Origin of the sequence: Devosia sp. A16 (assembly GCF_001402915.1) — a bacterium.
Lineage (GTDB): Bacteria > Pseudomonadota > Alphaproteobacteria > Rhizobiales > Devosiaceae > Devosia_A.
Window position 1 is genome coordinate 2,860,581 of record NZ_CP012945.1, and the last position, 15,116, is coordinate 2,875,696.

The 15,116-nt window shown below is 67.3% G+C and carries 13 protein-coding genes; all 13 read left to right on the top strand.

The genetic code is table 11. The annotated features are described in order from the left end of the window. Window positions 1-285: 285 nt before the first annotated feature. The 13 genes from APS40_RS25625 to APS40_RS14000 all read left to right on the top strand — a co-directional run bounded on the left by APS40_RS25625 (window position 286) and on the right by APS40_RS14000 (window position 15,116). Window positions 286-732, top strand: coding sequence for an STAS domain-containing protein (locus APS40_RS25625; RefSeq protein WP_082434403.1), 447 nt, complete (start codon window positions 286-288; stop codon window positions 730-732). Further along, the gene (locus APS40_RS13945) at window positions 614-982 is read left to right on the top strand and encodes a response regulator (RefSeq protein WP_055047630.1); all 369 of its coding nucleotides are present in this window, start codon (window positions 614-616) and stop codon (window positions 980-982) included. The genes APS40_RS25625 and APS40_RS13945 overlap by 119 nt, the downstream gene beginning before the upstream one ends. Next, window positions 979-3,021 carry a chemotaxis protein CheA gene (locus tag APS40_RS13950; protein WP_055047631.1) on the top strand — a complete coding sequence of 681 codons (2,043 nt, stop codon included), beginning with the start codon at window positions 979-981 and terminating at the stop codon, window positions 3,019-3,021. Before APS40_RS13945 ends, APS40_RS13950 begins: the two co-directional genes overlap by 4 nt. Beyond that, the gene (locus tag APS40_RS13955; RefSeq protein ID WP_055047632.1) at window positions 3,018-3,515 is read left to right on the top strand and encodes a chemotaxis protein CheW; all 498 of its coding nucleotides are present in this window, start codon (window positions 3,018-3,020) and stop codon (window positions 3,513-3,515) included. The genes APS40_RS13950 and APS40_RS13955 overlap by 4 nt, the downstream gene beginning before the upstream one ends. Then, window positions 3,512-5,614: a HAMP domain-containing methyl-accepting chemotaxis protein gene (locus APS40_RS13960; protein WP_055047633.1), complete on the top strand. Its 2,103-nt coding sequence runs from the start codon at window positions 3,512-3,514 to the stop codon at window positions 5,612-5,614. Before APS40_RS13955 ends, APS40_RS13960 begins: the two co-directional genes overlap by 4 nt. 112 nt (window positions 5,615-5,726) lie before the next feature. Beyond that, window positions 5,727-7,535 (top strand): methyl-accepting chemotaxis protein, encoded by a 1,809-nt coding sequence (locus tag APS40_RS13965; RefSeq protein ID WP_055047634.1) that lies wholly within the window; start codon window positions 5,727-5,729, stop codon window positions 7,533-7,535. 11 nt (window positions 7,536-7,546) lie between these two features. Then, window positions 7,547-7,999 (top strand): chemotaxis protein CheW, encoded by a 453-nt coding sequence (locus tag APS40_RS13970; RefSeq protein WP_055047635.1) that lies wholly within the window; start codon window positions 7,547-7,549, stop codon window positions 7,997-7,999. A gap of 174 nt (window positions 8,000-8,173) precedes the next feature. Further along, complete coding sequence (locus APS40_RS13975) at window positions 8,174-9,043, top strand: CheR family methyltransferase (protein WP_055047636.1); 870 nt, start codon at window positions 8,174-8,176, stop codon at window positions 9,041-9,043. Between the two features lie 10 nt (window positions 9,044-9,053). Then, window positions 9,054-10,190, top strand: a complete 1,137-nt coding sequence (locus APS40_RS13980) for a protein-glutamate methylesterase/protein-glutamine glutaminase (protein WP_055047637.1) — start codon at window positions 9,054-9,056, stop codon at window positions 10,188-10,190. Next, entirely contained in the window at window positions 10,187-12,046 is a 1,860-nt protein-coding gene (locus APS40_RS13985) for a hypothetical protein (protein WP_055047638.1), read from the top strand. The genes APS40_RS13980 and APS40_RS13985 overlap by 4 nt, the downstream gene beginning before the upstream one ends. Before the next feature lie 209 nt (window positions 12,047-12,255). Beyond that, on the top strand, window positions 12,256-13,461 hold the full coding sequence (locus APS40_RS13990; RefSeq protein WP_082434404.1) for a serine hydrolase domain-containing protein: 1,206 nt from the start codon (window positions 12,256-12,258) through the stop codon (window positions 13,459-13,461). Window positions 13,462-13,706: 245 nt separating this feature from the next. After that, entirely contained in the window at window positions 13,707-13,925 is a 219-nt protein-coding gene (locus tag APS40_RS13995) for a hypothetical protein (protein WP_055047639.1), read from the top strand. A 147-nt stretch (window positions 13,926-14,072) separates the two neighbouring features. Further along, on the top strand, window positions 14,073-15,116 hold the full coding sequence (locus APS40_RS14000) for a LacI family DNA-binding transcriptional regulator (protein ID WP_055047640.1): 1,044 nt from the start codon (window positions 14,073-14,075) through the stop codon (window positions 15,114-15,116).

Genomic DNA, 15,116 nt, shown 5'->3' on the forward strand with positions numbered 1-15,116 from the left:
CCGAGTCGCCGGAGCGGGGTGATACGATTCATCCGGGCCGTAACTATACTTTTGATTACTTGGTTTCCACAATTCTGCCAAATAATGCTTAGCGGTAATTGGCGCTTAACGTATAGCGACGATCATCGTTGTCATTAGGGGCAAACAGCAATTCCGTGGACGCGGGGGACTGTTTTCGGGCTGGGGCGACTGAAGCGTCGTTTCCGCCAGAGGCGCCGTTTTGTCCCATGAAAACAAGACGTTACGTATCGCAGAAGCATACTTGTCCGGGGCCAGAACGAAGCCATGTCGCGACCATCAGCGCACCCGCTCCACTTGAGCGGGGACCTTTCCCTACGCAATATTTCCGAGCTGCGTACTCAGCTCTTGCAAGCTTTGGCCGAGCATCCGGGCATCGACCTCACCACGGCCGCGGTCGAGAGCGTCGACGTCGCCACGCTGCAATTGCTGGTCGCGGCGACCCGGAGTGCCGTCGCCGACGGCCGCACCCTCAGCCTTGCCGCCGATGCCGCCACGCCGATGGGCCGCGCCCTGGTGCGTGCCGGCTTTTTCACCGGCGCCGGCCGGCCATTGGTGCCCACCCTTTCCACCTGGACCCTGACCCCGAGGCGGCATGAGCAAGACCATCCTCACCATCGACGATTCCGCCTCCATCCGGCAGATGGTGGCTATGACGCTGAAGAGCGCCGGCCTGACCGTATTGGAGGCCGGCAACGGGCTCGAAGGCTATGAGAAGGCCACCACCGAGACGGTGCATGCGGTGGTGACCGACCTCAACATGCCGGTCATGAACGGACTGGAGTTTCTGAAGAAGTTCCGCCAGCACCCCGCCGGCAAGGGCGTCCCGGTGATCCTGTTGACCACCGAGTCCGACGAGGAGCTGAAGCGCCAGGCCCGCGAGGCCGGCGCCACCGGCTGGATCGTCAAGCCGTTCAAGCAGGATCAGTTGCTGGCGGTGATCAGGAAGGTGACCGGCGCATGAGCTCCGATCCCGCCGATACCTTCCGGCAGGAAGCGCGCGAGCTGCTCGAGCAGCTCGAGCAGGGACTGCTCGACCTGGAACAGAACCCTGGCGACGCCGACCTGGTCAACTCCGCCTTCCGGGCGCTGCATACCATCAAGGGGTCTGGCGCGATGTTCGGTTTCACCGATGTCGCGGCGTTCGTGCACGAGTTCGAGACTGCCTTCGACAGGGTTCGCAAGGGCCTGTCGCCGATCACTTCCGAGCTGGTCGCCGTAGCGCTCGACGCCAAGGACCACGTGCATCACCTGATCGAGACGCCCGACGCCGAAACCGATGCCGGCGAGGCGATTCTGGCAGCGCTGCGTTCGATCGTCGAGCCCGATCGCTTTCCCGCCGCGCCAATGGTGGCGAGCGCCACTGTCGCCGCCAATGTCGCGCCGCAACCGACCGGCCGCTGGCGCATCCGCTTCAAGCTGCCTGAGGACGCGCTGCTCCACGGCACCAATCCGCTGCTGCTGCTCGGCGAAATCGCCGATCTGGGCCCCGCGGAGGTGACGGCGCTGGTCGACAGCGTTCCCACGCTCGATGTGCTCGACCCCGAGGCTTGTCACCTCGGCTGGCAGGTAGACCTCACCCATCCCGACCCGACCGCGGCGCTCGACGACGTCTTCCTGTTCCTCAAGGACGGCATGGAGCTGTCGATCGAGCCGCTTGCCCAGGCGACCGAGCCCGCACTCTCGCCGGTGCTCGACATCCTTGCAGAGGATGCTCTCTCCGCCGTCGAACTGAACGAGCCGATCGCCGAAGCCGCTCCGGCCCGGGGCCAGAAGGAAGCGAAGGACGCCAGGGCCGAAACCGCCGAGCGGGCTTCGACCTCGCTGCGTGTCCCGGCCGAACGGCTGGACGAGCTGATGGATCGGGTGGGCGAACTGGTCATTGCCCAGGCCCGCCTGTCGCAGATGGCGGCGCAGAGTTCCGACGGCAACCTGAAGACTATCGCGGAGGAACTGGAGCGCCTGAGCTCGGGGCTGCGCGACACCACCATGGGCATCCGCATGGTGCCGATCGGCTCGCTGTTCTCGCGCTTCCGGCGGCTGGTGCACGACCTCAGCCGCGATCTCGACAAGGAGATCGAGTTCATCACCTCGGGCGAAGAGACCGAGCTCGACAAGACCATGATCGAGCGGCTGGCCGACCCGCTGGTCCACCTGATCCGCAACTCGGTCGACCATGGTCTCGAGACCGCCGAGCAGCGCATCAAGGCGGGCAAGCCGGTGAAGGGCACGGTTCGCCTGTCCGCCGTCTATGCCGGCGCCGAGGTGGCGATCTCGGTCACCGACGATGGCGCCGGCCTCAACGCCGCGCGCATCCGGGCCAAGGCGGAAGAGCAGGGGCTGCTGACGCCGGAGTCCCGCATTGCCGATCACGACCTGTTCCAGCTGATCTTCGCTCCGGGGTTCTCGACGGCGAAGGAAGTCACCTCGCTGAGCGGCCGTGGCGTCGGCATGGATGTGGTCAAGCGCACCATCGACGGCTTGCGCGGCAAGATCGAACTCGGCACCAGGCCGGGCGAGGGCACCACGGCGACGCTGCGCCTGCCGCTGACCCTCGCCATCATCGAGGGCATGCTGGTGCGCGTCGGCAATGGCCGCTACTCGATCCCGCTGTCGGCGGTCGAGGAGTGCGTCGAGCTGCCGGCGGACGTCGCGACCCATTCGCGCGGTCGCAATTTTCTCGATATCCGCGGCAGCCTCGTGCCGTTCCTGCGCCTGCGCGACCTGTTCAGCACTCCCGGCGAGCCCGAGACTTACCAGAAGGTGGTGATCATCTCGTCGGGCGAGGGGCGGGCCGGCCTGGTGGTCGATCAGATCATCGGCAACAACCAGACCGTCATCAAGCAGCTGAGCAAGCTGCATGCCGACCTCGAGACTTTCTCGGGCGCCACCATTCTGGGCGACGGTACCGTGGCGCTGATCCTCGATACCTCGCGGCTGGTCTCGTTCGGCCAAGCGCACGAGGAGAAGTATCGCAACACCGAGGGGAGGGCCGCGGCATGACCGCGTTCACCGAGCCGATGCGCGCGTTGACGCTCAGGCTCGACGGCGAACTGTTCGCCATCGAGGCGCAGAGCGTACGCGAGATCCTGGATCTGGTGCCGGTCACCGCAGTGCCCAACGCCTCGCCGTTCGCCGCAGGCCTGATCAATGTACGCGGCCGCGTCGTGCCGCTGGCCGATCTCAAGGTGGCTTTCGGCATGCAGGGCGCCGAGCCCGACCAGGATACCCGCATCGTGGTCATCGAAACCGAGATCGAGGGTGAGCCGAGCGTCGTCGGTGTGCTCGCCGACAAGGTCTACGACGTGACCGATATCGAACCCGCCGCCATCGAGGAGGCGCCGCGCGTCGGCATGCGCTGGCGGCCCGACTACGTGCGCGGCATCGGCAAGCGTCGGGGCGATTTCATCATCATCCCCGACATCCATCGCATTTTCGAACTCGAGGGCCGCAGAAGCGGCTCGCCTCTCCCAGCAGAAGAAAGGGCCGCATCGTGAGGCTAACTATCAAGGCGAAGCTGGCGGCAGTCTTCGGCACCGTCATCGTGATGTCGGGCATCAGCATGCTGATCGCCCTGCAGAACCTCGACAAGTTGAACCAGTCGCTGGACACCATCGTCAACGTCCGCTCGGCCAACACCATCACCATGCAGCAGCTGCAGACGCATCTCGAGAGTCTCGGCTCGCGTATCCGCGCCATGATCATCACCGACGATCCGGTGGTCATCGAGGACTACGCCAGCAAGATCGCTGCCGAGTATGGGCAGATGGATCAGTTGTTCACCCAGCTTGAGGGCAACACGGCCGACGAGCAAGTCAAGGCGCTGTTGCCGGAGTTTTCGGCCAAGATGGCGCTCTATCGCACCGAGATGACCAAGGCGATGGACCTCGCCGGGCTCAACACCGACACCGCTGCCCTCGCCGTCACCACCACCGACGGCAGCGGCACGCTTGGTGCGGTCGAGGACAGCATGAACGCGCTGACCCGGGCTCTCGCCAACCGCGTCAGCGCCGGCGACCTCTCGGCTTTTCCGGCCTTCAAGGCCGCCTCCGAGGCCTATCTGACCCTCACCGACGTGTTTCGTCAGCAGCGCAACGTGCTGCTCGCTTCGACCCTGCCGGAAAAGCAGGACGAATGGTTCGCCGACTACAAGACCGGCGTCGCCAGCCTCGCCGAGCTCTTCCCGACACTGGAGCGCATCGTGCCCGCCGGCGAGGCAAACCTCGTGACTACGGCGCGCGAGGCCTATGCCGCCATGGTGGTCGCCATGGACAAGGCGGTGAATATCTCGGTCGAGCGCGGCGACTACAACGCAACGCAGGCGTCCGACACCGCCGCAGTGGCGCGTCGCCAAGCCAATGACGTGCTGACGGCCATGATCGATCGCAACAAGGAAATCCTCAACGCCGCCGATGATGAGGCGAGGCAGCTCTACGAAAGCTCGATGACGTTGCTGATCGGGCTGCTTGTCGGCTCGGCCGCGATCGCCATCCTCGCGGCGCTGTGGATCGTGCTGTCGATCTCGCGATCGCTCCGCGCGGCGCTTGGTCTCGCCAACGCCGTCGCCGCTGGCGATCTCAACGCCGAGGCCAGGGTCAAGTCGAACGACGAGATCAAGGATGTGATCGACGCGCTGAACCTGATGACGCAGAAACTGCGCGAAGTGGTCAGCGAGGTCACTGCTGCGGCGCGCAACGTGGCGTCCGGCAGCCAGGAGCTGTCGGCCACCGCCGAGCAGTTGAGCCAGGGCGCCACCGAACAGGCTTCCTCGACCGAAGAGGCGTCCGCCTCGATGGAAGAGATGGCCGCGACCATCAAGCAGTCGGCCGATAATGCCCAGCAGACTGAGAAGATCGCTCGCCAGTCGGCAGCCGATGCCAATGCTTCGGGAGAGGCCGTCGGCAACGCCGTCACCGCCATGCAGACCATCGCCGAAAAGATCATGGTGGTGCAGGAGATCGCCCGCCAGACCGACCTCCTGGCGCTCAATGCGGCGGTGGAAGCGGCGCGCGCCGGCGAGCATGGCCGCGGCTTTGCCGTGGTGGCCTCGGAAGTGCGCAAGCTCGCCGAACGCAGCCAGGCGGCCGCCGCCGAGATCTCCACCCTGTCGGGCGACACTGTGAAGGCGGCCCGCTCGGCGGGTGACATGCTGAGCAAGTTGGTGCCCGACATCCGCCGCACCGCCGAGCTGGTCGAGGAGATCACTGCCGGCGCCCGCGAGCAGAACGCCGGGGCCGCCCAGATCAACACCGCCATCCAGCAGCTCGACAAGGTCACCCAGCAGAACACCTCGGCTGCCGAAGAGATGTCGGCGACCTCCGAGGAACTGGCCAGCCAGGCCGAGCAGCTGCAGAGCGCCATCAGCTACTTCCGCATCGACCAGAGCCAGCAGCCGCGGGTCGAGCTGGCGGCCAACGATCGCGCCCCGCAGCGCGCTCGTCGCAGCGCCCAGTTGCAGGAGGAGATCCTCGGCAAGGCGCCGCACCTGACGCGCAGGAAGGGAACGGCCCGGCCGGCCGGCGGTGGCTTCGAACTCGAGCTCGATGACATGGGCGACGACCTCGATGCCGAATTCTCACGCCGCGGAGCAGCCTGATCACCATACGGGGCGGCACTGACCGCCCCGGCAACCGACGCAGAACGCCGACCATCGCAACGCATTTGGGCAGGACCGCAGGATGCGCGTCCGGGGCTAGGGGGCCACGCCAATGAGACTCACCATCAAGGCCAAGCTGATCGCAGCTTTCGCCGCCGTCATCATCCTCAGCGCCGTCAGCATGGGCATCGCGCTGATGAACCTGGGTGCGCTCAACGCCTCGTTCAGCGCCGCCATGGAGGGCAACGTCAAGCGCATCCAGCTCGCTGCGGACCTCGAGGTTTCAACTCTCAAGGTGGCGCGCGACGAAAAGAACCTGATCCTCACGCAGGACCCGGCGGCGATTGCCGCGCTGGTCAAGCAGATGGACGCGGGTATCGACGCTATCCATGCCGACACCGCGACCCTGCGTGAGCTCTCCAGTGAGGTCGGCAAGCCGCTGGTCGACAAGTTCGGCGCCGACTACGAGGCCTATCTGGTGCAGCATGCCGAAGTGCGCCGGCTCTCGACCCTCAACCTCGATGCCGAAGCATTTGCCCTGGCGTCCGGCAAGGCGGCCGAAGTCCGGGCGGCGTCGGTGGCTCGGCTCGACGAGATCGTCGCCCTCAACAATACCCAGCTCAACGAAGCTATCGCGGCGGCCGAGGCCCTCTACGGTTCCTCGTCGCTGCTGCTGACCGCGTTGCTGGTCGGCTCGACCATCATTGCCGTCAGTGCCGCCGCGGTGATCATCGTCGGCATCAGCCGGGGCCTCGGCAAGATCAGCCAGGTGGTCAGCGCCGTCGCTCTCGGCGATCTCGACCAGAACATCGAGATCAAGTCCAATGACGAGATCAAGGATCTCGTTGCGACCGTCAACGTCATGACGGGCAACCTTCGCGCCACTGCCGCGATCGCCGACCGCATCGCCGACGGCGATCTGACCGTCGAGCCCAAGCCGCTGTCCGATCGCGATACGCTGGGGCTGGCGCTGCAGCGCATGGTCGAGAAACTGCGTGACGTCATTGCCGAGGCCATCACCTCGGCCAACAATGTCTCGGCCGGCTCGCAGGAACTCTCGGCCACGGCCGAGCAGTTGAGCCAGGGCGCCACCGAGCAGGCTTCCTCGACCGAGGAAGCGTCCGCCTCGATGGAGGAGATGGCCGCGACCATCAAGCAGTCGGCCGATAACGCCCAGCAGACCGAAAAGATCGCTCGCCAGTCGGCGGCCGATGCCATCGCCTCGGGCGCCGCCGTCAACGATGCCGTCACTGCCATGCAGACCATCGCGCAGAAGATCATGGTGGTACAGGAGATCGCCCGCCAGACCGACCTGCTGGCGCTCAACGCGGCGGTGGAAGCCGCCCGCGCCGGCGAACACGGTCGCGGCTTCGCGGTGGTGGCCTCGGAAGTGCGCAAGCTCGCCGAACGCAGCCAGGCCGCTGCCGCGGAGATCTCGACCCTTTCCGACACGACGGTGAAGACCGCCCAGTCGGCCGGCGAGATGCTGACCCGCCTGGTGCCCGATATCCAGCGCACCGCCGAACTGGTCGAGGAGATCACTGCCGGCGCCCGCGAGCAGAACGCCGGGGCCGCACAGATCAACACCGCCATCCAGCAGCTCGACAAGGTCACCCAGCAGAATACCTCTGCCGCGGAGGAAATGTCCGCCACGTCCGAGGAACTGGCCAGCCAGGCCGAGCAGTTGCAGAACGCCATCAGCTACTTCCGCATCGAGGCCGTGCGCGACACGGCGGCCGAGGCGCCCAGGAAGCAGCCGGCGGCCAAGCGCATCCGCAGCGAGATCATGGCCAAGTCGCCGCACCTGGCGCCGCGCCCCCGCCCCGTCGGCAGGCTGAACGGCAATGGCGGTTTCGACCTCGATATCGACGATGGCGGCGACGAACTCGACCAGGAGTTCACGCGTCGCGGCGCAGCCTGAGGAGAGACGCCATGGCCGAGAAGCCGCAATACGTGACGCTCGGGGTGAGCGGCGAGCTGTTCGCCGCCCCGGTGGAGAAGGTGCAGGAAATCCTCGAGATGCGTCCGGTCGCGCGCCTGCCGCAGGCGCCTGCCAACCTCCTGGGCATGACCGACGTGCGCGGCCAGGGCATTCCGGTGCTCGACCTGCGTCTGACCCTCGGTCTGCCCGAAACCGACGACACCGAGAACACCCGTATCGTGGTGCTCAACGTCACGGCCGGCACGGCCATCATGACGGTGGGACTGCGCACCGACCGGGTGTTCGAGGTCACCGTGCTCGACGCCGATGCGCTCGAGCCGCCGCCGGCTATTTCCGGCAACTGGCGCGACCATGCCGTCGCCGGCATCGGCCGCCGCAACGGCAGCTTCGTCACCGTGCTCGATCTCGACCGCCTGCTCGGCGGCGTCGCCGAGGCGGCGTGATGGCAGTGCTGACTGCAGCAGACGGCCCCCTCCCATCCTCCCCCATGAAGGGGGAGGTGCCGCATCGAGTGTTTGGCACGATCAAGCCACAAGCTCGACTCTTCACCTCCCCCTTCATGGGGGAGGCCGGGAGGGGGCCGTCTCTATCAGTCGTCGTCTATCTGGAACGCTCCAATGCCTAGCCTCGCCCTCAAAACTCCGCCCGACGACGCCGACGATCACCTCAGCGCGCTCGATTTCGGCCGCATCGCCAAGCTGATCGAGGGCGAAGCCGGCATCAAGCTGCCGCCGGGCAAGCGCCTGATGGTCGAGGGCCGGCTGCGCAAGCGCATGCGCGCGCTCGGCCAGCCCGATTTTGCCAGCTACTGCAACTTCCTGTTCAAGCAGGATGGGCTCGAGCGCGAACTCACCCACCTGATCAATGCCGTCACCACCAACAAGACCGATTTCTTCCGCGAAGCGGAGCACTTCGATTTCCTGGTCGAGCAGATGGTGCCCAGCCTGCTCGAGGCAAGGGAGCGCAACCCGCTGCTCAAGGTCTGGAGCGCTGCCAGTTCCACCGGCGCTGAGGCCTATACCCTGGCCATGGTGCTCGACGAGCTGCAGGTGCGGCGTAACGATTTCCGCTTCGCTATCCTCGGCACCGATATCTCGACCGCCGTGCTGGCCCAAGGCCGCCGCGCCGTCTACTCCGCCGAGATGATCGCGCCTGTGCCGCCCGAGTTGCAGGCCCGCTATTTCATGCATGCTCGCCGTCCCGGTGTGCGCCGCGAGGTTCGCGTCGTCCCCGAGCTGCGGCGCCTGGTTCGCTTCGTCCACCTCAACCTGATGGACCAGGCTTATCCGTTCGATCGCGATGTCGACGTCATCTTCCTGCGCAACGTGCTGATCTATTTCGAGAAGGCCGACCAGGATGCCGTCGTCGCCCGGCTCGTCGACCACCTTCGGCCCGGCGGTTACCTCGTGCTGGGGCATTCCGAGTCGATGATCGGCACCTCGCTGGCGGTGCGCCAGGTCGCTCCGGCCGTGTTCCAGAAGCTCTGAGGGCGCCGCGATGTCCGACCCCGCTGCCACCGACCGCAAGATCCGCGTGCTGATCGTCGACGACTCCGCCGCGGTGCGCACCACGCTCAGCGACATCATCTCTTCCGATCCCGAGCTCGAGGTGATGGCGACGGCGGCCGATCCCTACATCGCCGTGGAGCGGATCCGCGCCGAGGTGCCCGATGTCATCTTCCTCGATATCGAGCTGCCGCGCATGGACGGCATCACCTTCCTGCGCAAATTGATGTCGCAGCGCCCCATCCCGGTGGTGATCTGCTCGTCGCATGCCAGTGAAGGCAGCGACACGCTGCTCGAGGCGCTCGAGGCCGGCGCCGTCGACGTGGTGCAGAAGCCGCGTGTCGACACCGCTCAGTTCCTGCACGATTCCAGGGTCCGCATCTGCGACGCCGCCCGCGCCGCCGCGCATGCACGGCTGAAGGGACGGATTCGTCCGCCCGCCCCCCGACTGGCCGTCGAAAAGAAGCTCACCGCCGATGCGGTGATCCCGTCGCGCTCCGCCGTCCGCGCGGCGTCTGCCGCCGCGTCGATGCCCACCACCGCGCCGGTGATCTGCATCGGCGCCTCCACCGGCGGCACCGAAGCGCTGCGCGACGTGCTCCAGCTGCTGCCCGCCACGACGCCCGGCATTGTCATCGTGCAGCACATGCCCGAGCGCTTCACTGCTGCCTTTGCCCGCCGCCTCGACGGCATCTGCCAGATGCAGGTCAAGGAAGCCGAGGACGGCGACCTGGTCGAAGCCGGGCGGGTGCTGATCGCCCCCGGCAACCACCACATGACCCTGCAGCGTTCGGGCTCGCGTTACACCGTCAGTATCGTCGATGGGCCGCACGTGTCGCGCCACCGTCCCTCGGTCGACGTGCTGTTCCGCTCCGCCGCCTACGCCGCCGGCCGCAATGCTCTGGGCATCATCCTCACCGGCATGGGCGACGACGGCGCCCGCGGCCTGCTCGAGATGAAGCAGGCCGGCGCCTTGACGCTCGCCCAGGACGAGGAAAGCTCCATCGTCTTCGGCATGCCCAAGGAAGCCATCGCGCTGGGCGCCGCCGACAGGGTCGTGCCGCTCCGCCGCGTCGCCGGAGAAATCACCGCCTACACCGCCCGTGCCCCGCAAAAGGACACCGCATGACCTCGCTCGATCTCGCCACGGCAATTGTCCCCCGCGGGGCTGAGGAGGGGGACCATGCAGAGCATGGGGCAGGGGGCGGCCAATCCCTCGGACCTGACCATCACGCCTCCCAGGCGCTGGCGTCCCGCATTGTCGGTATCGCTGCCGATCTCGAAGGTCCGCGGGACGCCATCGATGGCGCCTTCGTCGCCGTCGGCAGCCGCCTTGCCGAGTGTGCCGAGATCCTGTCGCGGCTCACCGAGACCTTTGAAACCCTGCCGGTCGACCTGGAGGGCCCCGATCTCGCGGAGGCCACCGACCGGCTCGCCGTGGTCGGGCGCCGGGCCGGCGAGATCGCCGTTAGCCTGGGTGCCGAGCAGGCCGACCTCAACCGCCTGGTCGAGGCCCTGCGCGGTGCGGCGCACCCGATCTCCGAGTTGCGCCGGACCGTCAAGATGATGGGGATCGTCGCCATCAACGCGCGCGTCGTGGCCGCCAGCGTGGTCAGCGAAACCGAGGATTTCGGCGTCTTCACCACCGATATCGCGCAACTGTCGGAATCGGCTGCCACAACCATCCAGCGCTTCTCGCGCACCTACGAGGCGCTGACCATCGTGGTCGGCGAAGCCGCGACGGCCCGCGCCGGCTTCGAAGAGGCGCACCGCGACACGCTCTCGACCCTTGCCGCCGAGCTCGACCGCGACCTCGTCGAAGTGACCGAACAGCGCCTGACCTCGGTCCGCTCCAGCGCCGTCACCGGCCAGATGTCGCGCGCCATCGCCGACAAGGTCGCCACCACTGTGATGGCGCTGCAGGTTGGCGACGCCACCCGCCAGCGTGTCGAACACGTCGAGGCCGCCCTGCGCGATCTCGCCGACCTGATCCTCTCCCGCGGGGCGGTGGAGGGGGCCCATGCGGAACATGGGGGAGAGGGGAGCCAGAGCTTTGCGGCCCCCATCACCGAGCTGCAGCGCCTGCAGCTCGCCGGCGCTCGCGAAACCCTGGTCCTCGAAATGGCCGCGGGCGCTGACGCGCTCACCCAGCTCGCCGTCGACGTCGAAGCGGTGCTCGAACATGCCCGTGAGGTCTATGGATCGGCCGAGAACCGCTCTGCCCTCTCCGAATTGCACAGCGCCGTGCGTCGCGCCGTGACGGTGCTGCGCGACTGCGAAGCCGAGCGCGAAAAGCTCGATCGGGTGGCCGGCGCGGTCTCCGAGACGGTGAGGGTGCTGCTCGATCACGTCGAGGCGGTACAGGACATCGAGTACAAGATGCGGCTGGTTTCGCTCAACGCTGCAGTCAAGTGCGCCCAGCTCGGCCCGCGCGGCCGCGCCCTCGACGTCATCGCCCAGCAGTTGCGCACGCTGACCGGCGAAACCGTGGTTTCCGCGCATCAGGCAGTGGGGCGCCTCAACCAGGCGGCAGAGTTCTCCGCTGCCTTCACCCATGCCACTGGCGCCGGGGCCAGCCGGGTCGGTGATCTGGAGCGCGAGGCCACGGCGTCGCTCGCCCAGCTCGAATCCGTCGGCATGCGGATGAAGAACGCGCTGCTCGGGCTCTATGACGACGGTCCGCGGGTCGCCGACCGCCTCATCCAGGCTGTCGACAGCCTCGCCAATCACGGGGCAATCTCCGAAGCGCTAAGCGACATCGAACTGAGCATCGCCGGGCTGATCGAGCCGACGGTCCCGGACCAGGCGGTGGCTGAAAGCGCCGGCGAGGCCGACACCAGCCGCGCCGAATTCCTCGCCGCCCTGCGCAAGCGCTACACCATGGATGCCGAACGGCGGGTCCACGACGCCTTCACCGGCATCGAGGTCGCCTCCGAGCCGGCGGTCGCGGAGGCGGGAGACGGGTTGGACGACCTGTTCTTCTAGTTTTGGGGGCGTCGGCACGGCAGATCGGCGACATGTCAAACTGAAATGTCCTCGCTGGCCCAACCGGCTAGGGTCGTGACGTTTCGGGACTAAGGCAGCGGGCCATCGGTGGCACGTTTGCGCCCGCTGCCCCCCGACCGGCCTCGACGAACGTCTGATCCACCCTGAGATCGATGCAGCCTAGTCTCCCCCACGAGGGAGAACGCGCCATGCCGCAACCATCGGAAGACGTGGGCTCCGCGCCCGTCGTGAACTGGCAGTCGCCCGAGGCCGGCGCGCAAGGCTTCGTGGCGCCCGGTTTCGAGCCGGTGGCGGAAGAGTTCGCGCGCAATTTCACCCGACGCGGCGATGTCGGCGCGGCCTTTGCGGCCACCTGGCGCGGCGAACCGGTGCTCGACCTATGGGGCGGCTTCGTGGCGCCGGGCCAACGCTGGACCGCCGACAGCCTGCTCGGGGTGTTCTCGGGCACCAAGGGCCTGCTCGCCGGTGTCATGCTGAAGCTGATCGAGCGCGGCCAGCTCGATCTCGATCAGCCGGTCGCCCGCTATTGGCCTGCCTTCGGCGCCGCCGGCAAGGGCGCCATCAAGGTCCGCCATGTCGTTTCGCATCGCAGCGGCGTGCCGGGCGTCGCAACGGCGCTGTCGCCGTCAGACCTCAGCGACGCGGAGCGGATCGAGAACCTCCTCGCGGCGCAACCGAGCTTTGACGATCCGGACGCCTTCCTCTGCTATCATGCGCTTGCCATCGGCTGGCTTTGCGGCGGCCTGGTCCGCGCCGTCGACGGCCGCAGCCTCGGGCAGTTCTTTGCCGACGAGATCGCCACGCCGCTCGGGCTCGAAACCTGGATCGGCCTGCCGGAGGCGGAGGAGCATCGCGTCGGTCGCTTCGTCTTCGGCGAGGGGATGGGTGGCGCCTGGGATGCCGGCCTCACCGAGGCGCAACGCGCCGATCCGGTGCGTCGTGCGGTATGGGCCAACCCGCCGCTGTTCGGCGACATCAACCATTGGGATACGCCGGCCTATCACGCGGCGGAGATCGGCGGCGCCGGCGGCATCACTACGGCGCGCTCGATGGCGCGCTATTACGGCTGTCTCGCCGAGGGTGGTACGCTCGACGGCGTCACCATCCTCAGGCCTGAAACCATCGCGCTGGGGCGCCGTGAGCTGTCGCGCTTCGCCGATCCGTTCGTCGGCGAAGCAATCGCCTTCGGCGTCTGCTGGAACCTGCAGGCGGGCCTGCATCGCTTCGGGCCGGCACCGGATGCCTTCGGTCACACCGGCGCCGGCGGCTCGATCCATGGCGCCTGGCCGACCCAGCGGCTCGGCTTTTCCTACGTGATGAGCCAGTTGCGCGGCGATCCCGAGGATGGGCGCACCCGTCCGCTGTTCGCCCGGCTTCACCAACTGCTGAGCTGACGCGAGGCTCAGACCCGCCTCCTTGCCGGCTTCAAATCGGCGCCGCGCGGCGCAACATGTGATTTGACGAGCCGAGTTTTTCTCTCCTATAGGGGTTTATACGTATAAGGCGGGCCGGCGGAGCCTTTGCCGCGGCGTTTACCAACGGTCTGCCACGCCGATGCGGCTGGCCGTCCGGTACGGTGATGGAGCGTTTGCACCGCTCGGTGCGACGTTCTGGTGTCAGTCGACGGGGGCCATTCCCAATGAGTGACCTGCACGACCGCGAAGTCGCGGAGCTGCTCGCCATGCTGCGGGACAGCGAGAGGCATTTCGACACCGAGCGCCTCACCAGCTTCACCGATGCCACGTTGCTGCACGTACTCGACCCGCTCGGCGATGGCCGGCTGGTCACCAACGTCCCGAGCTTTGTCGCGGTGCGGGAAGAACTGCGCCGTCGGGGGTTGCTGCCGAGGGATCACTGAGACCGCGATCGGCGGCCATGCGCAGCCCAACGCCCTGTTTTCGCATCGACTTGATTCCTCCAGGGCGTCGGCGTCGGCAGCTCTGGACTCGCGGAAAAACTTCCGGTAACGTTCCCAATAGATGCCGGGAACGGCACGGGAGGTTGCATGGGCAGACGGCCCACCATCATTGATGTGGCCAAGCTCGCCGGAGTGTCCAAAAGCACGGCCGCGCGCGCCCTGTCCGATTCCCCCGACGTCAACGACGCCACCCGCGACAAGGTCCGCAAGGCCGCCATCGCCAGCGGCTACGAACGCAATCACCTCGCCGTCGGCATGCGCTCGGGACGGTCCGGCCTGTTCGGCCTCGTCATCCCCGACATCACCAACCCGTTCTGGGCCGAAGTGGCGCGTGGCGCGCAGGACATCGTCGGCGACAACGACGCCTCGCTGCTGGTCTTTTCCTCCGACTGGGATCACGACCGCGAGGCCGCCCACCTGCGCGCCCTGCGCCAGGCCCGGGTCGAGGGCGCCATCGTCAATCCCGTTTCCGACAATGCCGAGGACTTCGGCCGCTTCGGTGTGCCGTTCTCGCTGATCGGCTCGAGCGCCGAGCGCTTCCCCGATACCCCCAGCATCGGCTCGGATATCCGGCAAGCGGTGCGGCTGGGCCTCGATCATCTGGTGGCTCGCGGTCATCCCGCGCCGGCGCTGATCCTCGGGCCCAGGTCTCGCTTGGCCCGTGCGCGTTTCCTGCGCTCGGTGCATGAGCATTGCATCGAGCGCGATATCGACCCCGCCGTGCTGCAGGTCGAGGATGGCGACTACACCTTCGAGGGCGGTCACGCCGCCATGCAGCGCCTGCTGGCGCGCCAGCAGGGCGGCCACCTGACGGTGTTCTGCGCCAACGACCTGATGGCGCTCGGCGCCATGCTGGCGGTGCGCGAGGCCGGGCGGGAATGTCCGCGCGACGTGTCCATTCTCGGCTTCGACGGGGTCCCTGCCGGCGCCTTTTCCTGGCCTGGTCTCACCACCATCGAGAAGCCGGCCCGTGAGCTCGGCCGCCGCGCCGCCCAGGCGCTGTTCGATGAGATTGCCGGCCGCCCGCAGGATGGCCGTACCTATTTGCCGTGTCGCCTGATCGAGCGGGGTTCACTCGCCGATCTCCGGGCGCAAACGCCCCTGCGCGTCGCAGGAGCGGGGAGGACCTGA